The sequence below is a fragment of the Variovorax guangxiensis genome (assembly GCF_003952165.1).
Taxonomy (GTDB): domain Bacteria; phylum Pseudomonadota; class Gammaproteobacteria; order Burkholderiales; family Burkholderiaceae_C; genus Variovorax; species Variovorax guangxiensis.
The window spans coordinates 39,308-64,932 of the sequence record NZ_RXFT01000022.1; the positions used below are offsets into that span (position 1 = coordinate 39,308).

The window sequence follows — 25,625 nt, forward strand, 5'->3', positions numbered from 1 at the left end:
GCAGCGCCCATGAAACTGCGACACCTCGCCTGGCTGCTGCTTGCGCTCGTCGTGCTCGGCGCCGTGGCCGCCGGCACCATCGTGGCGATGAACCTGCGCGGCGAAGACCCGCTGCCCGCGCAGGCCGAAGCCTTCCAGTCCACGCCGCAACTCGTCGAGCGCGGGCGCTACCTCGCGCTGGCCGGCAACTGCGCCGGCTGCCACACCACGCGCGGCGGCGAGCCCTATGCGGGCGGAATGCCCATCGAGACACCCTTCGGCACCGTCTATTCGAGCAACCTCACGCCCGACGACAAGGCCGGCATCGGCGGCTGGAGCAGCGCGCACTTCTGGCGTGCGATGCACAACGGCCGCAGCAAGGAGGGCCGGCTGCTGTACCCCGCGTTCCCGTACCCGAGCTTCACGCAGGTGACGCGCGAGGATTCGGACGCCATCTACGCCTACCTGCGCAGCGTGCCGCCCTCGGCGGTACCCAACCGCGAGCATCGCCTGCGCTTCCCCTACGACACGCAGGCCGCGCTCGCCGTGTGGCGCGCGCTCTCGTTCAAGCCCGAGCCCTTCGTCGCCAATGCAGGCAAGCCCGCCGAATGGAACCGGGGCGCCTACCTCGTCAACGGCCTGGGCCATTGCATCGCCTGCCATGGCAGCCGCAATTCGCTGGGCGCCACCGAGACGAAGCTGGGGCTTTCGGGCGGCCTGATTGCCGTCGAGAACTGGTACGCGCCTTCGCTCACCGATCCGCACGAGGCGGGCGTGGCCGACTGGTCCGCAGCCGACGTGGTGGCACTGCTCAAGAACGGCGTGGCGCCGCGCGGCTCGGTGATGGGGCCGATGGCCGACGTGGTGTTCCGCAGCACGCAGTACCTGAGCGAGGCCGACCTGGCGGCCATGGCGAGCTACCTCAAGGACCTGCCCGATGCGCCCAAGGCCGAAGCCCCGGCCGCCGCCACGGCCAAGGCCCCGATCCGCCGCGATGCCGGCACCATGGCGCGCGGCGCGAAGATCTACGACCAGCGCTGCGCCTACTGCCACGGCGACCAGGGCCAGGGTGCGGCGGGCGCCTATCCGCCGCTGGCGGGCAACCGCGCAGTGAACATGGCGCGGCCCACCAACCTGATCCAGGTGATCGCGCACGGCGGCTTCCTGCCCTCGACGGCTGGCAACCCGCGCCCCTACGGCATGCCTCCCTTCGGCCAGACGCTGGATGCGGCCGAGGTCGCGGCGGTGCTCACCTACGTGCGCGGCTCGTGGGGCAACGACAGCCCGCCGGTCACGCAGCTCGACACCATGCGGCGCTGATCGATCGACCGATCGACCGATCGGTCAGATGTTCGTGCTGGAGGGAATCCGGCTCGGCAGCAGATATTCGTAAGGCCGCGCGCGCGTCGCGTTGCGCTGGCCGATGGTCGCTTCGATGCCCGCAAGCGCATTGCGGAAGCGCTCCAGCGGCCCGCCTTGCCCGACGATGGCCGGGTCCAGAAGCACCGGCAGGTGCGGAAAGACGTTGTCCTTGTATTCGCCCAGCGGCCGGTAGTACACGCCGCCGAGGATGTGGAACAGCAGGATCTGCTCCTGCGCCGCCAGCCGCGAGGGCAGCATCTGCGACCAGCTCGCCTCGTTCTGGCCAGCGCCGCTCGTCGGCGCCGGCATCCCTTCGGCACCCGCGCTGAAGGGCGCATAGGTCATCACCGAATACTGCGGGAAGTTCACCGCCGCGTGCTGCGCGCTGGCGTTGAAGATGATGGCGGTGAGCACGTCGGCCAGCTGCGCGCGCGTGGTGATCGCGCGGAAGCCGTGCACCTTGCCGCTGGTCGCCAGCTCGGAGGCCCAGGCCTTGAGCTCGTAGTCGCCGGTCACGTCGGCGTCGCTCAGGTAGTAGGTGGCCACGTAGTCGCCCACCCACTGCGCGATCGCGTTCCACACCAGCAGCGCGTCGTCGCGGTAGGGGTAGTCGGGCAGTGCCGCTGCGTCGTCCACGCCGCGCGTGCGCAGGTCGCTGGGCAGCATCATGCGGTCGTAGAAGTCGTAGGCCAGCCGGTCGCGTCCGCACTGCTGCTGCAGCGTCTCGATGGGCGCGGCGAGGATCACGTCGCCCGTGGTCAGCGGCGCCATGATGATCAGCGTGGCCGCCTCGTTGATGAACATCGCGCCTTCCAGGTGCGGCGACAGCAGCCGGCTCAGCGGATGCGCGGTCGCGAGCTGGCGCTGCGTGGCCATCGCGAAGGCTTCCGACATCAGGTGCGTGCGGCCCAGGTGCACGAACATCTCGTGGTAGTTGAAGTCGGCCACCTGCACCACGGTCTTGGCCGACTGCCAGGCCCAGTAGGCCTCGGCGTTGGCGGTGTCGTCCACGCGCAGGAAGATGGCGCTCGCGGCCGGGTCCTGGCCGCACTGGATGGCGACCGGCACCAGCGAGCGGCCGGTCTTCGGCCGCGCGAACAGCGCAATGGGCGCCTGGATGTAGCCGGTGCCCGTGAGCGGCTTGACCTGCGCTCCGGCCGGTGCCATGTCTGCGAGGCCTTCGTAGTCGAGGATGTAGAGCCGGCCCGACGAGGCAGCCTCGGCAAGGCTGTCGCCCGCGCCCATCACCTGCTGGTACTGCGCATTGCCGAGCGGGAACTTGGCCGGCAGCGCGGTCGCGCGCTGGATCAGCATCGGGTTGGGCCCGGCTACGCGCATGGCGGCGAACAGGTCGTTGTCGTGCAGCAGCTGCGCGATGGCGGGCTTCTCGATGGTGATGAACAGTGCGTCGTACTGCGCCACCGTCTTCGGTCCGTTCAGCGCGCCCAGCGGGCCTTGCGAGAGCAGGTCCTGGTGGATCTGCTTGAGCTGCGTGGAGATGTCGCCCGCCGTGCCGGTGAGCGTGCCGAGCAGCGTCAGCACCGCGGCCGGCAAGGTGGTCAGTCCGCTGTTGGCGGCCAGCAACTGGTCGAAGCTGGCCTGCAGGCTCGCAAGCCGCGTGCGCAGGTTGTCCAGTGACTGCAGGCTGCCCGAGGCCAGTGCGCTGGTGGCGAACGAGGCCGCGAAGTTGGTGACAGCCTCCAGTGCTTTCGAGATCGTCTTGAGCTGGTGCTCCAGCGCCGGCAGTTCGGTGGCCGGCACCACCGCGGCCATCGGCACGCCAGCCAGGTTGATGTGCGATTCGGTCCAGAGATAGGTCGCCTGCCGTCCCACCAGTTCCAGCCGCCGCAGCGTGGCGCTGATCGGGTCGATCTTCTGCGGCAGCGTGGGCTTCGGCACCGGCAGGGCCGCCGATGCCGTGGATGTCTTGCCGGCCAGCAGGCTCAGGCCGCCCGCCGAGGCGGACCATTTGAGGATGTCTCTGCGCTTCATCGGGGAGTCCCTGTTGTTGTGAATCTCGGGAGGCCGACGGAAGGCTCGGCCACCAAATCGAACGCTCGTTCTATTTGGTGGGCGGATTCTGCGGAGGGGCTTGGGCGTTGGCAATCAGGGTTGCTGCCTACTCCGAGGCGCGTTCCCTGCAACGTCTGGTCAGGGCGTCGTCAGGCCGTATGCGGGTGCCGTGCCGCTTCGTACAGCGTGCGCGCCAGGTCGCGATGTCTGGCCAGCAGCGGCGCCAGTTCGAGCCCGGTGAATGCACCGCCGCGGATCCGCACCGCGCCGCCGATCACGCTCAGCGACACCGATGCCGGCGTGCAGAACACGAGCGCTGCCACCGGGTCGTGCCCCGCGCCAGCGTGCGCGACGCCGCGCATGTCGAAGGCCACGATGTCGGCCGACATGCCGGGCGCGATGGCACCGATGTCGTCGCGGCCCAGCACCTGCGCGCCGCCGAGCGTGGCGATCTCCAGCGCCTCGCGCGCCGTCATCGCTGCCGGTCCGTAGCCCACGCGCTGCAACAGCATCGCCTGCCGCGCCTCGCCCAGCATGTGCGCACCATCGTTCGACGCGCTGCCGTCCACGCCCAGCCCTACCGGCACGCCCGCGCGGCGCATCGCACCGATGGGCGCGATGCCCGAGGCCAGGCGCATGTTGGAGCACGGGCAGTGCGCCACGCCCGTGCCGGTGCGGCCGAAGAGCGCGATGCCGGCCTCGTCGAGCTTCACGCAGTGCGCGTGCCACACGTCACGGCCCACCCAGCCCAGGTCCTCGGCGTACTCGGCCGGCGTCATGCCGAACTTCTCGCGCGAGTAGGCGACGTCGTTGTCGTTCTCGGCCAGGTGCGTGTGCAGCGATACGCCGCGCTCGCGCGCCAGTTCGGCCGACAGGCGCATCAGGTCGCGCGACACCGAGAAAGGCGAGCAGGGCGCGAGCACGATGCGGCGCATCGAGTGGCGCGAGGCATCGTGCCAGCGGCCGATGAGCCGCTCGCTGTCGCGCAGGATCGCTTCCTCGGTCTCGACCACCTCGTCGGGCGGCAGTCCGCCGGCGCTGCGGCCCACGCTCATGCTGCCGCGCGCCGCGTGGAAGCGCATGCCCATCGCGTCGGCCGCCTCGATCGAATCGTCGAGCCGCGAGCCGTTGGGAAACAGGTAGAGATGGTCGCTGGTGGTGGTGCAGCCCGAGAGCATCAGCTCGGCCATCGCCGTCTGCGTGGACACCCGGATCATCTCGGGCGTGATGCGCGCCCACAGCAGGTACAGGCTGGTGAGCCAGCCGAAGAGCTCGGCGTCCTGCGCCTCGGGCACCGCGCGCGTGAGGCTCTGGTACATGTGGTGGTGCGTGTTGACCAGGCCGGGCATCACCACGTGACCGCGCATGTCGATGGCTTCGGCCTTGCCGTCGCGCAGGGCTTCGAGGTAGGCGATGGGCAGCTCGGCCGTGGGGCCGGCCCAGGCGATCGCGGGGCCGTCACACACCACGGCGCCGTCGGCGATCTCGCGCCGGGTGGCGTCCATGGTGACGAGAGTGTCGGCATGTCGGAGGATCAGCATGCCGGCATTCTTGCCCCCGGGCTGGGCGCGAGGCAAGCGCGCCGCGAGGCCGCCGCTCAGGACTCGTTGCTGATCCCGCTGCTCACATGCCCCGCCGGCACGTGCCGCGAGGCCGCATCCACATGCCCCGTCTGGTCGTCGAAGAAGAAGTCGGGCTCGAACTCGCGCAGGAACTCGCCCTTGGGCAGGCCGCCGAGGAACATGGCCTCGTCGACGCGGATGTTCCACTTCATCAGCGTGCGGATGGCGCGTTCGTGTGCCGGTGCGCTGCGCGCGGTGACCAGCGCGGTGCGGATGCGCATCTTCGCGTTGCCGGCCAGCTGCAGGCGGTGCAGTGCGCTCAGCAGCGGCTTGAAGGGCCCTTCGGGCAGGGGCAGGTCGGCCTTGCTGAGTTCGTGGGCCTGGAAGGCGTCGAGGCCTTCCTTCTGGTACACGCGCTCGGCCTCGTCGGAGAACAGCACGGCGTCGCCGTCGAAGGCGATGCGCACTTCGTTCGGCCAGGCGTCGCTCGCCTTTACCGATTCGACCAGCACGCGCGCGGCCGGAAAGCCGGCATTGAGCGCCTCGCGCACGTCCTGCGCATTGACCGACAGGAACAGGTGCGCGCGCAGCGGGCGCAGGTAGCCGAAGGGCGGGCGACCCTGGGTGAACACGCCGCGCTGCAGCTTGATGTCGGCCGCCGCGCTCGACCTGAAGATGCGCATGCCCGAGACCGGGTCGTTGCGCGAGAGGATCACAACTTCCACGCGCTGCACGCCGTCGTCGTTGAAGCGCAGCAGCTTGCGGATGAGCGAATAGGCAATGCCAGGCGCGGCCGGCACGTCGATGCGGTCGAGCTGCAGCTTCATGTAGCCCTCGTTGTCGCCGGCCTCGAAGACCTTGTTTTCTTCTTCGAGGTTGAACAGGGCGCGCGAGGAGATCGCGACCACGAGCTTGTCTTCGAGGGTTACGGGCATGTTGCGTGCGTCCTGCGCTGCGGGCCGGCCGTCGTCACTTGACGAATTGATTCAGCTGGATGATCGGCAGCATCACAGCCAGCACGATCAGCATCACCACCCCGCCCATCGCCACGATCAGCAGCGGCTCCAGGATGGTGGCGAGGTGCATCGCGCGGCGCTGCACTTCGGCGCCGAGCTGGTTGGCGGCGCGCTGCAGCATCAGCGGCAGGGTGCCGGTCTGCTCCCCCAGTCGCGCGAACATCGACACCAGGCCCGGAAAGCGTTTCTTCTGCGCCAGCGCGGAGGCCAGCGGCGCGCCTTCGCGCACCAGCACCAGCGCGTCGAGCGCGTCGGCGCGCATCGCCCGGTTGCTCAAAGTCTCGGAAGCTGCCTGCAGCGCGCGCAGGATCGGCACGCCGGCCGTGGCCAGCATGGCGAGCGTGCTCGCGAAGCGCGCCGCGTTGTAGCCGCGCGCGAGCTTGCCCACCAGCGGCAGCTTGAGCCAGGCCGAATCGAACTTCAGGCGCAGCGCTTCCTGCGCCAGCGCGAGCCGCGTGCCGATGGCGGCGAGCACCACGCCCGCCAGCATCCACCAGCCGTAGTTGCGCACGCCGGAGCTCAGCGAGAGCATCACCGTGGTGAGGAACGGCAGCGAGCGCTTGGTGCCTGCGAACACCTGCGCCACCTGCGGCACCACGTAGCTCACGAGGAAGATCACGATCACGATCGCCACCAGCGTGACGATGGCCGGGTACAGCGCCGCGCCGATCAGCTTCTGCTGCAGCGCCTGGCGCTCCTCGAGGTCGTCGGCGAGGCGGTCGAGCACGAGGCCGAGGTTGCCGCTCTGCTCGCCGGCGCCGATCACGGCCGTGTAGATGGGCGAGAACTCGCGCGGATGCGCCGACAGCGCCCGCGCGAACGGCGAGCCCGCGTTGACCTCGGCGCGCAGCGACGCGACAAGATTGCGTTGCTGGTCGGACTCGGCCTCGTCGGTCAGCGCCGTGAGCGCGCGTTCCAGCGGCAGGCCCGACGAGACGAGGCCCGCGAGCTGCCGCGTCCACACGGCGAGCCCGGTGGAGTTGAACACGCGCTTGCCGCCGCCCAGCCAGCGCCCGAGTCCGCTGCGCTGGCCACCACCGCCGGCATGCTCGCTGCCGACCGGCTTGACCGACAGCGGAATGAGCGCCTGAGCCCGCAGCAGGCTGCGCGCGCTGCGGGCGGTGTCGGCCTCGAGAACGCCTTCGCGCGACTGGCCGCTGGCGTCGATGGCTTCGAATGCGTAGGCGGGCATCTCTTCTCTTCTTGCTCGCTACTCGCGCGTGACGCGCAGCAACTCGGCGCGCGAGGTGATGCCGGCCTGCACCAGCCGCTCGCCGTCCTCGCGCATCGAGCGCAGGCCGCCGCGTTCGCCGGCCTCGAAGAGCTGGCTCTCGGCCGCCTTGCCGTGGATAAGCGCCTGCACTTCGTCGTCCGCCACCAGCAGCTCGAAGATGCCGGTGCGGCCCTGGTAGCCGGTCTGGCCGCAGGCTTCGCAGCCCGCGCCGCCGCACGAGGTGCAGACCTTGCGCACGAGGCGCTGGGCGAGCACGCCCAGCAGCGACGAGCTCAGCAGGAAGGGCTCCACGCCCATGTCGGTGAGGCGCGTGACGGCGCTGACCGAGTCGTTGGTGTGCAGCGTGGCCAGCACGAGGTGGCCGGTCAGCGAGGCCTGGATGGCGATCTGCGCGGTTTCGAAGTCGCGGATCTCGCCGATCATGATCACGTCCGGGTCCTGCCGAAGGATGGCGCGCAGGGCCTTGGCGAAGGTGAGTTCGATCTTTGCGTTGATCTGCGTCTGGCCCACCCCCGGCAGCTCGTACTCGATGGGGTCTTCCACCGTCATGATGTTGCTGCGGGTGGCGTCGAGCCGGGCCAGCGCTGCGTACAGCGTGGTGGTCTTGCCCGAGCCCGTGGGGCCGGTCACGAGGATGATGCCGTGCGGCTGCGCGATGAGCTTCTCGAAGCGCTCCAGCGTGTCGCCCTGCATGCCCACCGATTCGAGCGTGAGCTTCGATTCGCTCTTGTCCAGCAGGCGCAGCACCGCGCGCTCGCCGTGCGCGCTGGGCAGCGTCGACACCCGCACGTCGACCGCGCGCGTGCCGATGCGCAGCGAGATGCGCCCGTCCTGCGGCAGCCGCTTCTCGGAGATGTCGAGGTCGGCCATGATCTTCAGGCGCGAGATCAGCGCCGCGTGCAGCGCGCGGTTGGGCTGCACCACCTCGCGCAGCGTGCCGTCGATGCGAAAGCGCACGGAAGACGTGCGCTCGTAGGGCTCGATGTGGATGTCGCTGGCGCCGTCGCGCGCGGCCTGCGTGAGCAGGGCGTTCAGCATGCGGATGATGGGCGCGTCGCCGGCGCTTTCCAGCAGGTCTTCCACCGCCGGCAGCTCCTGCATCATGCGCGAGAGGTCGGCGTCGCTCTGCACCTCGCTGACCACCGCGGCGGCGCTCGATTCGCCCTGTGCATAGGCCGCGCTGATGCGCTGCGCCAGCGGACCGTCGGCCAGCACCTCGAATGCCTGCACGCCGTATTTGCGCGAGACCTCGCCGACCGCGCTGCGCGCCGGGGTGCTCGACATCCACAGCGTGTAGCGGCCGTCGTCGGTCTCCTCCAGCAGCAATTGCTGGCTGCGTGCGAAGGCGTAGGGCAGGGGATAGCGGTTGGACATCGGAAACAGTATCAGGGCAGTTCCCGCGCGCTCACCGGGTCGCCGGTGGGGGGCAGTGCGCCACGCAGGGGGCTGGGCGCCAGTTTGCGGCTGTCCGCGGCAGGTTGCGATGGCGGGATCAGCTGGGTGCCTTCGAGGCGCGAGCCGCCGCGCGCGGCGGTGGAGGCCGAGGGCGCCGGAGCCGCCGAAGTCGGTGCCAGGGCACGCGAGGGGGGCGCCAGTTCGGGCAGGATGTTCGAGCCGCTCACGCCGCGCAGCATCACGTTGGAGGTGTCGGGCTGCGTGCGCTGCTGCATGCCGCGGATCTCGTCGTAGCGGTCGTACGCGAAGGCTTCGGTGGCGCTGGCATCGCGCATCACCGCCGGGCGCAGGAACATCATGAGGTTGATCTTCTCGCGCGTGCGGGCCTGGCTCTTGAACAGGTTGCCGAGCACGGGAATGTCGCCTGCGAGCGGCACCTTCTCGACCGTGTTGCCGTAGCTGTCGGACAACAGGCCGCCGAGCATCACGAGGCCGCCGTCTTCCACCAGCACGCTCGATTCGATGGAGCGCTTGTTGGTGGTGGGGCCGTTCTGGTTGTTGACGGTGTTTCCGTCGACCGTGGAGGTCTCCTGGAAGATCGTCAGCTTCACCGTGCCGTTCTCGTTGATGGTCGGGCGCACGCGCAGCGTGAGGCCCACGTCCTTGCGCTCGACGGTGGTGAACGGATTGACGCCGACCGAGCCCGAGGTGCTGGCGTACTGGCCGGTCACGAAGGGCACGTTCTGGCCGATGACGATCTTGGCTTCCTCGTTGTCCAGCGTCAGCAGGTTGGGCTTGGACAGCACGTTGGCGTCCTTGTCGCTGTCGAAGAAGCTGGCGATCGCGCCCAGGATGTACTGGCCGCCGACCTTGCCGGCGATGCCGAGGTTCGCGCCCGGCGTGATCGCGCCGGCCAGGCCGGCGGCGTTGCGCGTGGCCAGCGCCTGGGTCAGCGTCAGCAGGTTGGCTCCGGCCACCGAGGAGTTGGTGCCGATCACCGCGTTGTTGCCCAGCGCGCTCTGCCACTGCACGCCGAACTTCGCGGCGGCCGTGTCGCTCACCTCGACGATCAGCGCCTCGATCATGACCTGCGCTCGCCGTCCGTCCAGCCTGTCGATCACCGCGCGCATCTGCCTGTATTGCGGCTCGGGCGCGGTGATGATCAGCGAGTTGGTCGACGGGTCGGCCTGGATCTGGCCGCCGGTGGACGGCTGGTTGGCGTTGTTGAGCGGCGCGCTGGCGGCCGCAGATGCCCCCGACTGGCTGCTGTTGTTCAGGTTGACCTGCATGGCCTGCGGCGCGCTCTGCTGCGGCACGGCGCTGGCAGTGGCGCCCGGCGTGCCCGGCGTGGTGTTCAGCTGGTTGGCGGCCATCGCCGCGCGCAGCGTGGCCGCGAGGCGCACCGCGTCGGCGTTCTTCAGGTACACCACGTAGATGTTGCCGGCCGCGCCGTTGCTGCCCTCGACGGCGGGGCGGTCGAGCTTGTCCACCAGCGTGCGGATCAGCGCCACGCGCGCAGGGTTGGCCGCGCGGATGATCAGCGAGTTGCTGCGCGGATCGGCCATGAGCGTGGTGCGGAACGACGCGTCGGCCGCGCCGGGAGCCGCCGGCGCACCCGGTGCGCCCGAGCCGCCGCCGTCCACCAGCCGCTGCACCAGCGGCACCATGTCGGTGGCCACCGAGTGCTTGAGCTGGATGATCTCGATGTCGGAGGCGTTCGGCACGTCCAGCGACGCGATGATGCGCGCCAGGCGGCGCATGTTGTCGGCGTAGTCGGTGATCACGAGCGAGTTGTTGCCCGGGTTCACGTTGATGGTGTTGTTCGGCGGAATCAGCGGGCGCAGCACCGGCAGCAGGTTGTTCGGCGACTCGTAGTTGAGCCTGAAGATCTGCGTGACGATCTGGTTGCTGCCGCTGGACGCCGTGGCGCTGATGGAGGTGTTGACGGTGCTGCTTTGCAGCTTGGCGTCGGCCTCGGGCACCACTTTGTAGAGGCCGTCGGCTTCCACCACCGCGAAGCCCTGCAGGCGCAGCGCCGAGGCGAACTGGTTGAAGGCCGCGGCCGGCTGGATCGCGCGGTCGGTGACCAGGTTCATCGTGCCCTTCACGCGCGGGTCGACCACCACGTCGCGGCCGGTGACCACGGCCATGGTGCGGGCCACGGCCTCGATGTCGGCGTTGGAGAAGTTCAGCGTGATCGGCTCGCCGCGGCGCGGCGCGTCGCCGGTCTGCGCGAACGCGGCGGGCGCGGCCTGCAGGAACGTGGCGGCGATCAGCACGCGCACGGCGAGCGCGACGGTGCCGGTCGAAAACAGTGGCTTCATCATGAGGATCAACCCAGGGTGATGATCGAACGCGCGTTGTCGCGCCGTCCGATGATGTTCAACAAATTGGAAAGAGCGTCTTCGCGGCCGGGCGCGGCACTGGCTTCGCCGTTGAAGCGAAAGGAAGTGCCGGTCCAGCTGCCGCTGCCGTTGAGCTCGAGGCTGCCCTCGCGCGTGCTCAGCAGCAGCGTGGGGCGGCTGCCGCCTTCGAGCGTGAGCCGGTAGCTGCCCATCGGCCGCAGGGTCGACAGGCTGGAGGAAACATCGGTGGCGTCGAGCGTCGCCTGGCCGGCGATGCGCAGCGCGGGGCCGTCCCACTGCATCGAGAACGCCTTGGTGTTCAGGTCGAGCGCGCCTTCGAGCTTGAGCGTGTTCCACGGCGCGCCCAGCCCCATGAGCAGGGTGGCGGGCCAGCGCGAGCGGCTGTCCTGCCAGGCGAGTTGCATGCCGCCGGCGCGCGGACTGGCCTTGAGTTCGATCGGCTGCGCGGCGCAGCACGGCAGATCGAGGCTGGCGGCGATGCCGTTCCAGCTCGGGCGCATGCGCCAGTGCAGCAGGCCGGGCAGCGACACCGCCTGCATGCCGCCCGCGCCGCTGGCGAGGACCACGGCGGCCGTGCCGTTCCATACGGTGCCGCGCGGGTTGGTCAGCACGAGGCGGCCCTGGCTCCAGCTCGACAGCGCCGCCGACAGCCAGCGGGCCGGCGCGAACAGCACCACCGCCAGCAGCACGCCGGTGACGGCGCCGAGCAGGGCCCAGCGCCAGCCGCGGCGGGGTCGGGGTTCGGGGATCGGAGGGCGGCTCAGCATGCGGGTCGTCTGCCGTTCTTTCTCAGCGCGCCGCGGGCAGCGCCATGACGACGGTGCCGTCCCAGCGGACCTGCGGTGTCCTGGGAGCGTCCTTGGCGGCGGGCGAAGATGGCGGCGGCGTCGAGGCCGGCGCGCGGGTCAGGTGGACTTCGCGCGGCACCGCGTGCGCATTGCCGCGGGCCTGGCCGAGCCACTGGGCGACGGTGGCGGCGGGCGCCGCGCGCAGCGAGACGGTGGCGGCGCCGTCACCTCCCGATGCCATGAGCTGCGCGTTGCTCGTGCCCAGGCTCTCGCGCACGGAGGTTTCGAGCGCGCGCATCGCGTCGTCGCGGTTCAGGCGGGGCTGCGACTGCAGGGCCTTGGCGCGGGCCTGCAGGGTGGCCATCTGCTGCAACTGCGCATCGAGCTGAGCGTGTTCGGCCGGCGCCGCGGACAGTGTGCGCAGCGCGGGAGCGAGCGCGATCCACCAGAGCAGGGCCAGCGCCACGAGGGCCGCGGCGGCATAGACCATGCGGCGCTCGCGCACTTCCAGGGTGGCCCAGCGGGCCTTGAGCTGTTCGCTGAAGTTCATCGGTTGGCCTCGGCCTGTACCAGCAGGAGGTCGCCTTCGGTGCGCACGTTGTAGCCGCGCGGCGCCATCGCATTGGTGATCTGCGAGACCTCCGACGGCTGCAGCCCGAGGCCGCGCAGGCGCAGCTGGCCGGCGCTGTAGTCGACGGCGCTCGGTACCTTGCCGGGCGGCAGGACGCCGGCAAGAGCGCCGACCATGGGTTCGAAGTCGCTGTTCGCCACGTCGCCCACGGCCTGCTGCAGCGATGCGACCTCGCGTTGCATCTGCACCGGCGCGTCGACCACGATCTTCACGGAGGGGAAGGTCTGCGTCAGCATCGCCTTGGCGGCCTGGCGCTTCGATTCGAGCGCGTTGCGCTCCTTCCAGGCCCAGGCGTTCAGGCCGATCAGCTGGGTCAGCAGCAGCGCGACCACGCCCCAGCGCGCGGCGCGCCATTCGGGCGCATAGCGCAATGTTTGAATCACCGAGGCGAACTTCTTGCCGGCACGTGCGCGGCCGGTGACCGCGAGGTCGAACTGAGCGAGCTCCCAGGGCGTGCGCGCGGCCTGCAGCCAGCGCTGCGGCGACTGCACGATGGGCACGCGGCGCTGCAGCAGCGATTCGGCGGCCTCGGCCACGGCGGGCTCGGTGGAGATGACGGCGGTGTCCAGCGGCAGGCCGTCCGACAGCGCCAGCCCCGCGCCGGCCAGCGGCAGCGAGACCACGCCGTCGGCGTCGCACACCGTGAGCCGCGGCGCCTCGGGTTCGCCGGTGACCAGCAGCAGCGGCGGACCGTCGGCCGGCTGCGGCGTGAATTCGGGAACGATGCGCACCACGCGCCGGCCGGCCGCTTCGAGCCCGTGCACGATGCTGCGCAGCCAGATGCGGTTGCAGGCCGCGACCCAAACGGGCGCGCCGGCCTTGGCGTCGGGCTCGAGCGCGAAGTGCAGGGCCTCGGGTTCGTCGAGCAGGTGTTCTTCGAGAAGGCCGTCGAGCACGGCGCGCAGCTTCGAGGCGCTGCCCATGCTGCCCTTGGGCAGCGTGATGCGGTGCCAGGAGAGCGCGGCGGAAGGAATGCCCAGCATGACCTCCGGGCTCGAGGGCAGCAGCGCCAGCAACGCCCGGCCCTGGTTGCGCAATGCAATGCCGTCGTCGCCTGCCTGGGCCCAGTCGTACTCGCCCGCGGCATCGGCCGGAGGGAGGGGGGCAATGAGCAGCAGGGGAGTCATGTGGATCTTGGAAAAGCCGGTGATTGTAGGTGCGCGTCCGACACGATGGCGCTCTGTTTTTCATAGCGTATCACGCTGATGTGACGCGCTCTGGAAGGCTTTTTGGCTACAAATAATGCATCGAAATCAGGGTTTGACCGGAGTGAGCGTTGCGCCGGCGCCGCGCGTGCGCCAGATCGTCGTCACCGTGACACCGCTTCGCTGTAGCAACGAGCGTTCCTCCACGTAGGTGCGATCGAGCCGCAGCTTGCCGTAGACCTCGAAGAACTGGGTGCCCACGCCGTGCTGGGCCGCGTTGAAGGGCGCGCTGCCGCTGGGCAGGGCGGCGTTGGCGGCGGCGATGTCCTTGAAGAAGGCGCGCGAGCGGCGGTCCACCAGCTGGCGCGCGCTGGCGATGTTGAGCGATTCCATGCTGGCGCTGATCGCCTCGGCGCTCGCCGTATTGAGGTTGAGCGTGGTCTTCACCGGCAGGATCGTCACGTAGGGCTCGAGCGCCGCGGCCGTCGAGGCCGACAGACCCAGCCACACCAACTGCGAGACCTGCTGCGGCATGAGCGGCGCGGCGCTGGAATCGACACCGCTGCTGCTGCCGTCGGTCGCAGTGCCCGTGGCAAGCGCGGCAGCGAGGCCAGTGGTCATCAGGCTGAGCTCCGACACGGGCAGGCCCAGCAGGTTGAACAGCCGCGTGAAGGTGGCGACGGCCGCCGGCACCGGCTTGCCGTTGTCGACCAGCGAAAGCACGTTGAGCTTGGACTGCGCATCGACGATGCGGCCAGAGAGAAATGCGTCGGGCAGCCCTTCGAGGTTGTCGCTCGCCACGTTCTTCTCGGCCGAGAGGAAACTGGTGAGCCGAGCCTCTTCCAGCGGAACGGCCCAGGGCTCGCCCAGGTGGTCGGGGCCGCCGGCGCGGCCGTCTTCGCCGAGGATGAGGCGCGACCAGTCGAGCGCGCCGATCAGCACCCAGGCCGCCTGCACGCGCGCCCGCTCGGCGCCTTCGACCTCGGCCGAGCGCCACTGCTGCCACAGCGCCGCGGCGGCGAAGGTCGCCACCAGCATCACGGTCAGCATCGCGGCGAGCAGGGCGGCGCCGCGCTGGCGCGATTGCTTGCTGCTTTCGTTGGTCCTTGCGGGCGTCTGCGTCATGAGGTTTTCGGCGCTCCGACGGTCGGCTTGACCCAGTCGCGCGCGAGCGTGCCCGAGAGGCCTTCGCCGGGCGGCAGCGTGATGACGAGGCGTACGCCGTCCGGCATGGCGACGACGGGGCCCGAGGGGTTGTTGGGGTTGGGCTGGGTGACGGGCAGCTGGCTGGCCGGCACCCAGCTGTTGTCGCGGAAGAAGAAGATCTGCCAGCTGTTGGCCGGCACCAGCGCCACGTCGCTGTAGCCGCCGTTCGAGCCGGCGCCGCCGTCCTGCGCCCAGGCGGCCGCCAGGTTCCAGGCCTGCTGCCATTCGCCGCGCGTGGTGAAGGGCAGCGATTGCCAGCGCCGCCAGCGCACGCCGTCGGGGCCGGACTTCAGCGTCCACGCCACCACCTGCACCGACGGCGCGGTGTCGTCGCTGCCGCGGCGCGTGAGCCGCAGCACCCGGCCGTCCCAGTCGATGGGGCGGGTCTGGGCGAGCGTGGTCACGGCGTCGAGGTCGGCTCCCCATTGCGCCAGCGTGGCCTGCAGCGTGAGCACGGCGTCGGCGCGCTGCTGGTTCTGGGTGGTGGCGCGCGACATGCTGTCGAGCCCGCGCCAGCTCACCAGCGAGAGCAGTGCCATCACCGCGATGGCGACAAGCAGCTCGATCAGCGTGAAGCCGCGCGCGGTGCGAGCGCCAGGGTGTCGCTGCATCGCTCAGTACCTCCCCACCACGGTGGAGATGCGCAGGATGGGCGAGTCGGCCTGGTCGCGCACCTGCACGTCGACGCGCCGGAAGTTCGGGTTCAGCGTCGGGATGGTCGAGGTGGTCACGTTGAACGAAATGCCGGCCTGCAGGCAGATCGACCCCGAATCGCCCACCGCCGGCATCTGGCGCGAGAGGCGGGCCTTGGCCAGCTCGTTCTCGGCGCACAGGTCGGCCAGCACGAGGTCGGACTGGCGCTGCGCATTGCGTGTGAGCGACATGGTGGCCTGCGAGCCCGCGGCCAGCGCGATCGCGACGATGCCGAGCGCGATCAGCACCTCAATCAGCGTGAAGCCGCCGATGCGGGAGCGCGAAGCAAGCGGGCGCCGCGTATTTCTCATTGAACCGCCGAGACGGTGAAGGGGCGCACCCCGTCGGTCGAGATGCGCAGGGCGCGCGCGGGCGGGCCGGCGGAATAGAGCATGACCTGCTGCGCCGCGATGATCGGGTCGGGCCCGAGCTGCAGTGCCGGAATCAGCGTGCCGTTGGCGAGCGACACCTGGGCGGTGATGCCGTCGGCGGCCCAGCCGTCGGGCAGCGAGCCGGGCAGCAGGCCGTCGAACCTGAAACTGCCCTCCACCGGCCGCCAACGCACCACGATGCCGCTGGCGCGCGACTGGGCGCGAGCCGATTCGAGCAGGGCGGCCAGGCGGTCGGCTTCGCGGTCGAGGTTGGCGGCGCTGGTGTCGCGGATGGCGAAGCTCACGGCGGCGGTGGCGATCGCGATGATGGCGATCACCACGATCAGCTCCAGCAGCGTGAAGCCGCCTGGCCGGCGCAGGCGGCGTGAATGGGGAGTGCGGAGCGGCGCGTCCGAGCCGCCGCCGCTACTGCCAGCTGCCGATGTCGGCATTCTTGCCCTCGCCGCCGCTCTGGCCGTCGGCGCCGAACGAGAGCACGTCGATCTCGCCCTTGATGCCCGGGTTCAGGTACTGGTAGGGGTGGCCCCAGGGATCGTTGGGCAGCTTCTCGACGTAGGGCTTCCAGTTGGGGGCGGCCGGACCGGTGGTCGGGCGGGTGAGCAGCGCCTGCAAGCCCTGCTCGGCGGTGGGGTAGCGCTGGTTGTCCAGGCGGTAGAGCTTGAGCGCCTGCATCAGGTTGTTGATGTCGGTCCGGGCGGCAGTCACGCGGGCGTCGTCGGCGCGCTCGATCACGTTCGGGACGATGAGTGCCGCCAGCACGCCGATGATGACCAGCACGACCATCAGCTCGATCAGCGTGAAGCCGCGTTGGGCGGCACGGGTAGCGGCACGGATGAATTTGTTCATAGCTTGGGCAGACATGATTCGGAAGGCGCGCTGCATGATAATCCGCGGCCATGACAAGTCCTTACTCCGCCGCCCGCTGGCATGCCCCACTTGCAACGACGGGGCTTTGGGCGCTGGCGGCCGGTGCCGCGGTGTTCTGGGCGCTGCGGCTGGCGTCGCCGACCGATGCCGTCGCCGCTGCCGCGACCATGCCCCGGCCCTCGGTGGCGGCGGACTCCGACTCGGTGGCGCGTCTGCTGGGCGTGCTGCCCGAGTCCCGCACGGCGCCTGTGGCCCCGGAAGCCGCCAGCCGCTTCGCGTTGTCCGGTGTGGTGGCCGATCCTTCCAGGCAGGGAGCGGCGCTGATTTCCATCGATGGCAAGCCGCCGCGGCCGTTCCGCGTCGGCTCGACGGTCGGCGAGAGCTACGTGCTGCAGTCGGTAGGTCTGCGCTCGGCGACGATCGGATTGCGTGCCGATGGCCCGGCGGCATTCACGTTGCAGCTGCCGGTGCGTGCGCCGATCAGCGTTTCCACTCCCGCGCTGGCGGCGGTACCGATGGTGGCTGTGCCGCCCCCGGCCATGCCCGCCGTGGCGGCTCCGCCGCAGATGCATCAGCAGCAGATGCAGCCTCCGCCGCCGCCGCCGGGTGGCTCGCTGCTTCAGCAACAGCAGCAACCGGCCGCCATGGCAGCGCCACCGCAGCAGCAACAGGCGGCTGCCCAGTAATTTTCTTCAGGATTTCGGTTCGATGAAGCGAAGCCGGCCTTGCGCCGGCTTCTGCTTTTTCAGGCCTGGAGGAAGAGCCGGTAGGCCGGATTGGCGGTTTCCTCGACGTAGGGATAGCCCAGCGTCTTGAGGAAGGCGTCGAACTCGGCGGATTCGCCGGCCGGCACCTGCAGGCCGACGAGGATGCGGCCGTAGTCCGCGCCCTGGTTGCGGTAGTGGAACAGGCTGATGTTCCAGCTCGGCTGCATCAGGCTCAGGAACTTGAGCAGAGCGCCCGGCCGCTCGGGGAACACGAAGCGCAGCAGGCGCTCGTCGTGCGCAAGGCCGGTGCGTCCACCCACCAGATGCCGCAGATGCTCCTTGGCGAGTTCGTCGTGCGTGAGGTCGAGCGCGTCGAATCCGTGCGCGGCGAAGGTCCGTGCGATGACGGCCGATTCGCCCCGCGTCGAGGTCGTGAGGCCGACGAACACATGCGCCTTGGCTGCATCGCTTATGCGGTAGTTGAACTCCGTCACGTTGCGCAGCGCGCCGCCGCCGGTGCCTGGAGCTTCCGAATCGCTGGCGGGCATCTCCCCGATCAGTTCGCAGAAGCGGCGGAAGCTGCCGCGCTCTTCGGGCATGGTGACGGCAAACAGGGCTTCACGTTCTTCGCCGACCTCCGCGCGTTCGGCGACGAAACGCAGCCGGTCGAAGTTCATGTTCGCGCCGCACAGGATCGCCGCATAGGTTTCGCCATGGCGGCCATGCTGCGCGACGTATTCCTTGATGGCAGCGACCGCCAGCGCACCCGCGGGCTCGACGATGCTGCGCGTGTCCACGAAGATGTCCTTGATGGCGGCGCACACGGCATCGGTGTCGACGGCGATGTAGTCGTCGACAAGGTCGCTGGCGATGCGGAAGGTCTCCTCGCCGACGAGCTTGACGGCCGTGCCGTCCGAGAACAGGCCGACGTCGGGAAGGTTCACGCGCTGGTGGGCCGCGACCGATTGCATCATCGCGTCGGAGTCGTTCATCTGCACGCCGATCACCTTGACCTCGGGGCGCACCGCCTTGATGTAGTTGGCCACGCCGGAGATCAGGCCGCCGCCGCCGATCGCAACGAACACCGCATCCAGCGGGCCCTGGTGCTGCCGCAGTATTTCCATGGCGATGGTGCCCTGGCCCGCGATGACGTCCGGGTCGTCGAAGGGATGCACGAAGGTCAGATTTTGCTTTGTCTGCAAATCGAGTGCGTGCAGATAAGCATCCGAATAGCTGTCGCCATGCAGCACGATTTCTCCGCCGAAACCGCGCACCGCATCGATTTTGAGTTTCGGAGTGGTCACCGGCATCACGATCACCGCTCGCGTGCCGAGCTTGCGGGCACCCAATGCAACGCCTTGTGCGTGATTGCCGGCCGATGCGCAAATCACGCCGCTTGCCAATTGGGCTGCGCTCAGATGAGCCATCTTGTTATAGGCGCCGCGCAGCTTGAAGCTGAAAACCGGTTGCTGGTCTTCGCGCTTCAATAGAACTGTGTTGCCGAGTCGCTCGCTCAGCGCGCGCGCTTTCTCCAGCGCGGACTCGACAGCAACGTCGTAGACCCGGGCATTGAGAATTTTTCTGAGATAGTCGGCGGGCGTCAGCGTTGTTTTAAGAGGTGCGTCTTGCACGATTTTTTCCAAGGGAGTTTTCATTTGCTAACTGCCGATGATAAGAGGCATCGAGATTGCATGCGAGATATGGCATGGACACAAATGTCATAAACCTCCTCCACAAGGCGCCAGCTGCAAATGATTCGGGATTTTTTGGACGCACCTATCCCGCGATCCATATGGCCGCCGATCAAATTACAAATGAGCAAAATCTGTTATCAATTTCTGTCAGCGACCTTTCGAAAAGGCTGATGCAGGCGGAGGCCGCGCGCGTTCAGCGAAAGGAAATCGGGCGTGCCACATGGCAAGTGATGGGCAACAGATTGCGTGCGCACATCGTTCCGTTGCTGGGTGATGTGCCGGCGCAGTCGTTTGCAACGGCTGACGCGCAACGCCTGATCGATCACCTCGGCGAACAGGGTTTCACCAGCACGACCATTGCCCAGTACCTGGTGCTGCTGCGCAAGGTCGTGATGCATGGCGTCCACATCGGCGCGCTTCGCGATGCGCCTGCATTCCCGAAGGTCAAGGTGCGCAGCCAGCCGCGTGGCAGCTTCAGCGTTGCGGAGTACCGCGCGATCATCAGGACTGCGCGCAGCTTGCGCGGGCACTCGCACCCGGTCCTCGATCAACTGGCGGCGGGAGAGCGTTTCTGGATAGCGCGCGAACTGCTCGTGATGCCGGACGAACTGCCTTGGCTGGTCCGCTGGATGGTGAACACCTTCGTGCGTCCGAGCGACATCAAGTTCATGAAGCACAAGCACATCGAAGTCGTGCGCGGCAAGCACGTCTATCTGCGGATGAACCTGCCGGAGACCAAGCGGCATAGCCAGCCCATCGTGAGCCTGTGCCCCGCCGTGCGGGTTTACGAATGCCTGCTCGCCTATCGAGCGGAGCGTGGATATGGTGGCGCGGAAGACTACGTCTTCATGCCGCAACTGAAGAACCGCGAGCACGCCCTGGCGGTGCTCAACTTCTTCTTCCACTGGGTGCTCGAAAAGGCGGGGCTCGAGAAGGGGCCGCTGGGCCAGTCGAGGACCTTGTACTGCCTGCGCCATACCGCCATCACGTTGCGGCTTCTGTACGGGCAAGGAATCGACATGCTGACATTGGCGCGCAATGCGCGCACGAGCGTCAATATGGTCGAGCGTTTCTACGCCTCGGTATTGAGCGGAGAAATGAATGTGGGGTTGCTGCAGAGCCGGCGTAGCCGGGCAACCTGAAACGGGACGGGGAAAACGACAAAAAGCCGCCCGGCGCGAGCCGGGCGACTTGAGGCTTGGTTGCCGCTTCGAACTGGCAGGAGCCAGCATCGGGGTCAGGCCAAGAACTTGAAACGCTCGACGGTCAGAACGCGTGGCGAATGCCGAAGTCGTAGCCAGTCGAAGTCTTCGGCTTGAACACGTTCTCGGAAGCCTTGTAGAAACCGGGGCCACCGACCGTCAGCGCTGCGCCGTTCTTGTTGCTAACGCGAGCGATCGTTGCGTACAGGGCCGTCCGCTTCGACAGGTTGTGCACGTAGCCCAGCGCGAGCTTGTTCGCCTTCGGATCGGGGTTGTTCAAGCCGAAGGGATTGAACGGCTGGTTGTAGTCGTACTTGACGGACGAGTAGGCTGCACGGATGAGTCCCGGGCCGACGGGTACGGTCACACCGAGCAGGTAGCCATTCAGGTCCACGTCTGGGCGGGCTCCGACGATGGGCGTGATTTCGTAATCGCGCGAATTCTTGGCGCGCGACACTTCACCGAACAGCTTCACGGGGCCGAAGTCGTACGAAGCGCCCACATTGAACGTCTTCACGTAGTCGGTGGTGCCTGCGTAGTACTGATCGGCGACCGTGCTGCTGCCGTATGCCACAGCCACGTCCAGGGGGCCATTGGCATAGCCGAAGCGGCCGCCGATGTAGCGGCCGGCACGGCTCTTGGAAGTGCTGCTGTCCTTCGGCGTGAAGCTACCCTTGCTGTACTTGTCGTTCTCGTGGAACGCGTACATCACCTGGCCATAAAAGCCGCCCAGATTCGGCGGCAGGAAATAGCCGATCGAGTTGCTGGCGCGGGAGTAGTTCTGGTTGGCCCCGAACCCGCCGGTGTCCTTGGCGCCATAGGTCTCGGCGTTGAAGCCGTTGGCCGTGTTGATCAGGTTGGCGCCCACACCAAGTGTGCCGAACGGATCGAATACGGTGTCATTCCAGAAGGTCGGGGTGTAGTCGCGGCCCAGGCGCAGTTCGCCGAAACCGCCCGACAGGCTCACAGTCGAACGACGTGCGAAGCTGGCAACTCCGGTTGCACCGTCGTCGTTGGTGATGGGGGCTTCGAGCCAGAAGCTGGCGGCCAAGCCGCCGCCCAGGTCTTCCGTGCCGCGGAAGCCGAGCCGGCTCGAGTTATAGGCCGAGTTGGCCAAAGCCCTGCGGCTGACCTTGACGCTGCCCTGGTTCGTGTAGGTGGAAGCGCCGAAGCTGTTGGGCAGAACGGTAGGCTTCAGGTCACGCGAACTCGACGAGTAGCCGCTGATCGACGCGTCGACCACACCAAACAGCGTGACGGACGACTGAGCCGAGGCAACACCGGCAACAGCCAGGGCAGCCAGAGCAACTGCCCTTTTCGAGGGAAAACTAGAGTGGTGACAGGGCGGACGAGGCCGTTCGGGCAAGAAAAAAGCCCCGAGCTTTGCAGCTCGGGGCTAAATCCACCAATTGGAAGGGTGGAGGAGACAACTGGGTGCGCATACGTTTGCGCAATGAAATAAAGTATATCGACTGTTTGTTGCGTTGCAACAAGCGAGTGATGCTTTTCCCACACACAAATGGATGTTGGCGTGCATTTTGCCCTGCATCCCAGACCTGGAAACCCGAAAACCATGGAATGCACAGTAAGTTGGACCGGCGATGCCGGCACGCGATCGGCCATGGGCTTCGTTGCCGAGACGGGCAGCGGCCACGTCCTGATGATGGACGGCGCCCCCGATGCCGCGAAGCCCGAGAATGGCGGCCAGAACCTGGCGGCGCGGCCGATGGAGACCGTTCTGGCCGGTACCGGCGGGTGCACCGCCTATGACGTGGTGCTGATCCTGAAGCGCGGACGGCACCGTGTCGAACGCTGCAGCGTCAAGCTGACCAGCGAGCGCGCCGAGAAAGATCCCAAGGTCTTCACCAAGATCCACATGCATTTCACAGTGGCGGGCAAGGGAATCCCGGCCTCCGCCGTGGAACGGGCGATCGCGCTGAGCCACGACACCTATTGCTCCGCCAGCATCATGCTGGCGAAGACGGCCGAGATCACCACCAGTTTCGACCTGATCGAAACCTGAGCCGCTCAGCCTAGATGCGGTGCGCCAGCGTGGTCATCACGCGGGAAGCGGCACGCATCATCGCCTTGGCTGGCGCCGGCAACTCCGCCGCGCCGGCGTCGACGGCCTGCGACGCATGGCGGGCTTCGTCGACTTTCATCTGCTCGACCACTGCCCTCGAGGCGCTGTCTCCAGATGGCAGGCGGTCGAGGTGGCTGTCCAGGTGGGCCTCCACCTGGCGTTCGGTTTCCGCGACGAATCCCAGGCTCAGCGGATCTCCCAGTCGGCCCGCGACCAGGCCGAGGCCGAAAGCACCCGCATACCAGAGCGGGTTCAGGATCGATGGGCGGGCGCCCAGTTCATCCAGCCGTTGCCGGGTCCATGCCAGGTGGTCGGTTTCTTCGTGCGCCGCCTCGATGAAGCGAGCGCGCAGCGCCGGATCGCGTGCTACAGCCGCCTGGGCCGTGTAAAGCGCCTGGGCGCAGACTTCGCCGACGTGGTTCACGCGCATCAGGGCCCCGGCTTCCCGACGCTCTGCTTCGCTCAATTCGCCCGTCGCCTGGGAGGGTGCTGGAATCGCCCGGGTAGCGTGGGGGCGGGCAAAAAGCGTGCGCAACGCCGAATCTGCCGCGGTCAGAACTGAGTCGATCATGAGCGTCATGGGGCTATTTGAACGCACATGGGAAATGCCCTGCCACGGGCGCATGATTTTTCACAATATGGTGTATCTCGGGCCATAAGTCCTTTGTTGCAGGCGTGCAACGAAACGCGCGGGCCATCCAAGATTTCGGGCGATTTGTTTTGCCCTGCCGCAGCGGCTCTGGTGCAATAGCATCAACTTCCCAAAAGGAGGTTGGCCCGGGGTCCGGTGGGAGCACAAAAGTGCCAGTCACGGTGAGCCCTTCGCACCGGAGCCCTATGTTTAACCTTGGAGAAACTTGCAATGAAAAAATCTCTAGTTGCTCTGGCTGCCCTGGCTGTTGCCGGTGTTGCCTCGGCTCAGTCGTCCGTCACGCTGTTTGGTGTGGTCGACGCGTCGATCAGCGGCTATTCGAGCACCTCGCGCGACCTGCAGCCGACGGTGTTCCCCAACGCTTTCGGTATTCCCGTTTACCTGAACCAGGGTTCGGTCAAGGTCAGCAGCCGTCAGCTGGCTAACTCGGGCTACAACTCCAGCCGTCTGGGCTTCCGTGGTACGGAAGATCTGGGTGGTGGCCTGGCAGCCAGCTTCTGGCTCGAAGCCCCGATCACCAACGACGACGGCCAGCAAGGCGTTTCGACGTTCGCACGTCGTTCGACCGTGAGCCTGTCGGGTGGTTTCGGTGAACTGCGCCTGGGTCGTGACTACACCCCCACGTTCTGGAACGACACCGTGTTCGATCCGTTCGGCACCAACGGCGTTGGTACCAACCTGATCTTCTCGGCCGCTAACGCCCTGAACACGTTCAATGGCACGGCTCCCGCCGCTGTTCCTGGCATCTCGAACGTGAGCACGAGCAACTACGTTCGCGCAAGCAACACGATCGGCTACTTCCTGCCGCCGAACCTGGGTGGCTTCTATGGCCAAGTCCAGTACGGCTTCAGCGAGAAGAACAAGTACAGCCCGGGTACCGCTACGCCCGCTACCGACAACATCGCACGCACCGGCCGTTACGTTGGTGGCCGCTTCGGCTACGCCAATGGTCCTCTGGACGTGGCAGTTGCTTACGGCAGCAGCACGGTTGGCGATCAGTACTACATCGGTACGACCACCAAGACCAACACCCTGAACCTGGGCGCTTCGTATGACTTCGGTCCCGTGAAGCTGTTCGGTGAAGTGTCGAAGCTGAAAAACAAGGTCGACTACGAAGTCACCCCGTTCCTGGGCGGCCGTCCTGACGTGGACGTCACCGGCTACCTGCTCGGCGTGACCGTGCCGGTCGGTGCTGGCCTGATCCGCGCTTCGTACTCGCAAGTCAAGTACGACCGCAATCTGCCGTTCGACTTCTTCAACCCCGCCAACAACAACGACCCGAAGGCTAACAAGCTGGCTCTGGGCTACGTTCACAACCTGTCGAAGCGCACGGCTCTGTACGCAACGATCGCTCGCGTGAGCAACAAGAACGGCGCTGCGTTCACGGTTGGCGGCCCCGCCTTCATCACCACCGGCGGCTTCACCCCGAAGAGCTCCACCGGCTACGACTTCGGTATCCGTCACGCTTTCTAATCTGACGCTGGCGCAAGCCAGCTTCGGTTAAAAAGTCAAAAAGCCACTCGGCGCAAGCCGAGTGGCTTTTTTTCGTCCGGTCCCGGCGTGAAGCCCCGGGGAAATCACGATGCGCACCCCCGGGGAACCACCGTGCGGGCACGCACCTTGCACTGCTAGCATGCCCGTTCACTTTGCTTGCTGAATGATCGCCTTTGTACTGCGCCGCCTGATCCAGGCCGTGATCGTGATGATCGCGGTCGCGTTCATCGCCTTCCTTCTTTTTCAATACGTCGGCGACCCTGTCGTGTTCCTTCTGGGCCAGGACGCCAAGCCCGAGCAGATCCGCGAGCTGCGCGCCGCATTGGGGCTAGACCAACCCTTCTTCGTGCAGTTCTGGCACTTTCTCGTGAATGCGGCGCAGGGCGAGTTCGGCCTGAGCCTGCGCCAGGGCGCGAAAGTGTCGCGCCTGATCGGCGAGCGCTTCCCGGCCACGCTCGAGCTCGCGCTCGTGGCGGCGGTGCTGGCGCTCTTCATCGGCATCCCGATGGGCGTGTACACCGCGCTGCGCCGCGGCACCTTCATGAGCCAGGTGTTCATGACCGTCTCGCTGCTCGGCGTGTCGCTGCCCACCTTCCTCATCGGCATCCTGCTGATCCTGGTCTTCGCTGTCACGCTGGGCTGGTTCCCGAGCTTCGGCCGCGGCGAGACAGTGAAGTTCGGCTGGTGGACCAGCGGGCTCTTCAGCGCCGATGGCTGGCAGCACATCGTGCTGCCGGCGGTGACGCTGGCGATCTTCCAGCTCACGCTGATCATGCGGCTGGTGCGCGCCGAGATGCTGGAGGTGCTGCGCACCGACTACATCAAGTTCGCGCGCGCACGCGGCCTTTCGAACCGCGCCATCCATTTCGGCCATGCGCTGAAGAACACGCTGGTGCCGGTGATGACCATCACCGGCCTGCAGCTCGGCGGTCTCATCGCCTTCGCGATCATCACCGAGTCGGTGTTCCAGTGGCCCGGCATGGGCCTGCTCTTCATCCAGGCCGTGACCTTCGCCGACATCCCGGTGATGGCCGCCTACCTGTGCCTCATCGCCCTGATCTTCGTGGTGATCAACCTCGTGGTCGACCTGCTGTATTTCGTGGTCGATCCGCGCCTGCGCGTGGGCAAGGCGGGAGGACACTGA

23 protein-coding genes are annotated in these 25,625 nt (G+C 67.6%); 6 read left to right on the forward strand and 17 right to left on the reverse strand.

Translation table 11 applies throughout. The features are described from left to right. The first annotated feature begins 9 nt into the window (after positions 1-9). On the forward strand, positions 10-1,299 hold the full coding sequence (locus EJP67_RS31620; protein ID WP_126025669.1) for a c-type cytochrome: 1,290 nt from the start codon (positions 10-12) through the stop codon (positions 1,297-1,299). A gap of 24 nt (positions 1,300-1,323) precedes the next feature. Here EJP67_RS31620 and EJP67_RS31625 read toward each other — a convergent pair whose 3' ends face one another. The 14 genes from EJP67_RS31625 to gspG all read right to left on the reverse strand — a co-directional run bounded on the left by EJP67_RS31625 (position 1,324) and on the right by gspG (position 16,628). Then, on the reverse strand, positions 1,324-3,333 hold the full coding sequence (locus tag EJP67_RS31625; RefSeq protein ID WP_126025670.1) for a lipoxygenase family protein: 2,010 nt from the start codon (positions 3,331-3,333) through the stop codon (positions 1,324-1,326). Between the two features lie 170 nt (positions 3,334-3,503). Beyond that, positions 3,504-4,895, reverse strand: coding sequence for an 8-oxoguanine deaminase (locus EJP67_RS31630; protein ID WP_126025671.1), 1,392 nt, complete (start codon positions 4,893-4,895; stop codon positions 3,504-3,506). A gap of 56 nt (positions 4,896-4,951) precedes the next feature. Continuing rightward, on the reverse strand, positions 4,952-5,851 hold the full coding sequence (locus EJP67_RS31635) for a 5'-nucleotidase (RefSeq protein ID WP_126025672.1): 900 nt from the start codon (positions 5,849-5,851) through the stop codon (positions 4,952-4,954). A 34-nt stretch (positions 5,852-5,885) separates the two neighbouring features. Continuing rightward, on the reverse strand, positions 5,886-7,124 hold the full coding sequence (gene gspF, locus EJP67_RS31640) for a type II secretion system inner membrane protein GspF (protein WP_126025673.1): 1,239 nt from the start codon (positions 7,122-7,124) through the stop codon (positions 5,886-5,888). Positions 7,125-7,142: 18 nt separating this feature from the next. Next, positions 7,143-8,540, reverse strand: a complete 1,398-nt coding sequence (locus EJP67_RS31645) for a GspE/PulE family protein (RefSeq protein ID WP_126025674.1) — start codon at positions 8,538-8,540, stop codon at positions 7,143-7,145. 11 nt (positions 8,541-8,551) lie between these two features. Beyond that, positions 8,552-10,888 carry a type II secretion system secretin GspD gene (gene gspD / locus EJP67_RS31650; RefSeq protein ID WP_126025675.1) on the reverse strand — a complete coding sequence of 779 codons (2,337 nt, stop codon included), beginning with the start codon at positions 10,886-10,888 and terminating at the stop codon, positions 8,552-8,554. Between the two features lie 5 nt (positions 10,889-10,893). Beyond that, the gene (gspN, locus tag EJP67_RS31655; RefSeq protein ID WP_126025676.1) at positions 10,894-11,694 is read right to left on the reverse strand and encodes a type II secretion system protein N; all 801 of its coding nucleotides are present in this window, start codon (positions 11,692-11,694) and stop codon (positions 10,894-10,896) included. 22 nt (positions 11,695-11,716) lie between these two features. Next, entirely contained in the window at positions 11,717-12,265 is a 549-nt protein-coding gene (gene gspM / locus EJP67_RS31660; protein WP_126025677.1) for a type II secretion system protein GspM, read from the reverse strand. Continuing rightward, complete coding sequence (gene gspL / locus EJP67_RS31665) at positions 12,262-13,473, reverse strand: type II secretion system protein GspL (protein WP_126025678.1); 1,212 nt, start codon at positions 13,471-13,473, stop codon at positions 12,262-12,264. The genes gspM and gspL overlap by 4 nt, the downstream gene beginning before the upstream one ends. A 126-nt stretch (positions 13,474-13,599) precedes the next feature. Next, positions 13,600-14,616, reverse strand: coding sequence for a type II secretion system minor pseudopilin GspK (gspK, locus tag EJP67_RS31670; RefSeq protein ID WP_126025679.1), 1,017 nt, complete (start codon positions 14,614-14,616; stop codon positions 13,600-13,602). Next, complete coding sequence (locus EJP67_RS31675) at positions 14,613-15,308, reverse strand: PulJ/GspJ family protein (RefSeq protein WP_126025680.1); 696 nt, start codon at positions 15,306-15,308, stop codon at positions 14,613-14,615. The genes gspK and EJP67_RS31675 overlap by 4 nt, the downstream gene beginning before the upstream one ends. A gap of 3 nt (positions 15,309-15,311) precedes the next feature. Beyond that, a complete protein-coding gene (gene gspI / locus EJP67_RS31680) occupies positions 15,312-15,701 on the reverse strand; it encodes a type II secretion system minor pseudopilin GspI (protein ID WP_126025681.1) in 390 nt (129 codons plus the stop codon). Continuing rightward, positions 15,698-16,213: a prepilin-type N-terminal cleavage/methylation domain-containing protein gene (locus EJP67_RS31685; RefSeq protein WP_126025682.1), complete on the reverse strand. Its 516-nt coding sequence runs from the start codon at positions 16,211-16,213 to the stop codon at positions 15,698-15,700. Before EJP67_RS31685 ends, gspI begins: the two co-directional genes overlap by 4 nt. Beyond that, positions 16,188-16,628 (reverse strand): type II secretion system major pseudopilin GspG, encoded by a 441-nt coding sequence (gspG, locus tag EJP67_RS31690; protein ID WP_126025683.1) that lies wholly within the window; start codon positions 16,626-16,628, stop codon positions 16,188-16,190. The genes EJP67_RS31685 and gspG overlap by 26 nt, the downstream gene beginning before the upstream one ends. Positions 16,629-16,678: 50 nt before the next feature. Between gspG and EJP67_RS31695 the strand changes: the two genes are divergently transcribed. Beyond that, complete coding sequence (locus EJP67_RS31695; RefSeq protein WP_126025684.1) at positions 16,679-17,335, forward strand: hypothetical protein; 657 nt, start codon at positions 16,679-16,681, stop codon at positions 17,333-17,335. 59 nt (positions 17,336-17,394) lie between these two features. Here the strand turns inward: EJP67_RS31695 and ilvA are convergent, their stop codons facing one another. Then, complete coding sequence (ilvA, locus tag EJP67_RS31700; RefSeq protein ID WP_126025685.1) at positions 17,395-19,011, reverse strand: threonine ammonia-lyase, biosynthetic; 1,617 nt, start codon at positions 19,009-19,011, stop codon at positions 17,395-17,397. A gap of 50 nt (positions 19,012-19,061) precedes the next feature. On the opposite strand from ilvA, the gene EJP67_RS31705 reads away from it, so the two are divergent. Further along, positions 19,062-20,192, forward strand: a complete 1,131-nt coding sequence (locus tag EJP67_RS31705; RefSeq protein ID WP_126025686.1) for a hypothetical protein — start codon at positions 19,062-19,064, stop codon at positions 20,190-20,192. A 124-nt stretch (positions 20,193-20,316) separates the two neighbouring features. Here EJP67_RS31705 and EJP67_RS31710 read toward each other — a convergent pair whose 3' ends face one another. Then, positions 20,317-21,555, reverse strand: a complete 1,239-nt coding sequence (locus EJP67_RS31710; protein WP_240650844.1) for a porin — start codon at positions 21,553-21,555, stop codon at positions 20,317-20,319. A 270-nt stretch (positions 21,556-21,825) separates the two neighbouring features. On the opposite strand from EJP67_RS31710, the gene EJP67_RS31715 reads away from it, so the two are divergent. Beyond that, positions 21,826-22,275: an OsmC family protein gene (locus EJP67_RS31715; protein ID WP_126025708.1), complete on the forward strand. Its 450-nt coding sequence runs from the start codon at positions 21,826-21,828 to the stop codon at positions 22,273-22,275. 10 nt (positions 22,276-22,285) lie between these two features. Here the strand turns inward: EJP67_RS31715 and coq7 are convergent, their stop codons facing one another. After that, the gene (coq7, locus tag EJP67_RS31720; protein WP_126025688.1) at positions 22,286-22,915 is read right to left on the reverse strand and encodes a 2-polyprenyl-3-methyl-6-methoxy-1,4-benzoquinone monooxygenase; all 630 of its coding nucleotides are present in this window, start codon (positions 22,913-22,915) and stop codon (positions 22,286-22,288) included. A gap of 282 nt (positions 22,916-23,197) precedes the next feature. Here coq7 and EJP67_RS31725 point away from each other — a divergent pair, with 282 nt between their 5' ends. Further along, positions 23,198-24,460, forward strand: a complete 1,263-nt coding sequence (locus EJP67_RS31725; RefSeq protein WP_126025689.1) for a porin — start codon at positions 23,198-23,200, stop codon at positions 24,458-24,460. A gap of 184 nt (positions 24,461-24,644) precedes the next feature. Then, complete coding sequence (locus EJP67_RS31730) at positions 24,645-25,625, forward strand: ABC transporter permease (protein WP_126025690.1); 981 nt, start codon at positions 24,645-24,647, stop codon at positions 25,623-25,625.

What these genes read in the sequence shown, in the direction of transcription:
- EJP67_RS31620 (WP_126025669.1), top strand. Translation starts at nt 10, where the DNA reads ATGAAACTGCGACACCTCGCCTGGCTGCTGCTTGCGCTCGTCGTGCTC.
- EJP67_RS31625 (WP_126025670.1), bottom strand. Translation starts at nt 3,333, where the DNA reads ATGAAGCGCAGAGACATCCTCAAATGGTCCGCCTCGGCGGGCGGCCTG.
- EJP67_RS31630 (WP_126025671.1), bottom strand. Translation starts at nt 4,895, where the DNA reads ATGCTGATCCTCCGACATGCCGACACTCTCGTCACCATGGACGCCACC.
- EJP67_RS31635 (WP_126025672.1), bottom strand. Translation starts at nt 5,851, where the DNA reads ATGCCCGTAACCCTCGAAGACAAGCTCGTGGTCGCGATCTCCTCGCGC.
- gspF (WP_126025673.1), bottom strand. Translation starts at nt 7,124, where the DNA reads ATGCCCGCCTACGCATTCGAAGCCATCGACGCCAGCGGCCAGTCGCGC.
- EJP67_RS31645 (WP_126025674.1), bottom strand. Translation starts at nt 8,540, where the DNA reads ATGTCCAACCGCTATCCCCTGCCCTACGCCTTCGCACGCAGCCAGCAA.
- gspD (WP_126025675.1), bottom strand. Translation starts at nt 10,888, where the DNA reads ATGATGAAGCCACTGTTTTCGACCGGCACCGTCGCGCTCGCCGTGCGC.
- gspN (WP_126025676.1), bottom strand. Translation starts at nt 11,694, where the DNA reads ATGCTGAGCCGCCCTCCGATCCCCGAACCCCGACCCCGCCGCGGCTGG.
- gspM (WP_126025677.1), bottom strand. Translation starts at nt 12,265, where the DNA reads ATGAACTTCAGCGAACAGCTCAAGGCCCGCTGGGCCACCCTGGAAGTG.
- gspL (WP_126025678.1), bottom strand. Translation starts at nt 13,473, where the DNA reads ATGACTCCCCTGCTGCTCATTGCCCCCCTCCCTCCGGCCGATGCCGCG.
- gspK (WP_126025679.1), bottom strand. Translation starts at nt 14,616, where the DNA reads ATGACGCAGACGCCCGCAAGGACCAACGAAAGCAGCAAGCAATCGCGC.
- EJP67_RS31675 (WP_126025680.1), bottom strand. Translation starts at nt 15,308, where the DNA reads ATGCAGCGACACCCTGGCGCTCGCACCGCGCGCGGCTTCACGCTGATC.
- gspI (WP_126025681.1), bottom strand. Translation starts at nt 15,701, where the DNA reads ATGAGAAATACGCGGCGCCCGCTTGCTTCGCGCTCCCGCATCGGCGGC.
- EJP67_RS31685 (WP_126025682.1), bottom strand. Translation starts at nt 16,213, where the DNA reads ATGCCGACATCGGCAGCTGGCAGTAGCGGCGGCGGCTCGGACGCGCCG.
- gspG (WP_126025683.1), bottom strand. Translation starts at nt 16,628, where the DNA reads ATGAACAAATTCATCCGTGCCGCTACCCGTGCCGCCCAACGCGGCTTC.
- EJP67_RS31695 (WP_126025684.1), top strand. Translation starts at nt 16,679, where the DNA reads ATGACAAGTCCTTACTCCGCCGCCCGCTGGCATGCCCCACTTGCAACG.
- ilvA (WP_126025685.1), bottom strand. Translation starts at nt 19,011, where the DNA reads ATGAAAACTCCCTTGGAAAAAATCGTGCAAGACGCACCTCTTAAAACA.
- EJP67_RS31705 (WP_126025686.1), top strand. Translation starts at nt 19,062, where the DNA reads ATGGACACAAATGTCATAAACCTCCTCCACAAGGCGCCAGCTGCAAAT.
- EJP67_RS31715 (WP_126025708.1), top strand. Translation starts at nt 21,826, where the DNA reads ATGGAATGCACAGTAAGTTGGACCGGCGATGCCGGCACGCGATCGGCC.
- coq7 (WP_126025688.1), bottom strand. Translation starts at nt 22,915, where the DNA reads ATGACGCTCATGATCGACTCAGTTCTGACCGCGGCAGATTCGGCGTTG.
- EJP67_RS31725 (WP_126025689.1), top strand. Translation starts at nt 23,198, where the DNA reads ATGAAAAAATCTCTAGTTGCTCTGGCTGCCCTGGCTGTTGCCGGTGTT.
- EJP67_RS31730 (WP_126025690.1), top strand. Translation starts at nt 24,645, where the DNA reads ATGATCGCCTTTGTACTGCGCCGCCTGATCCAGGCCGTGATCGTGATG.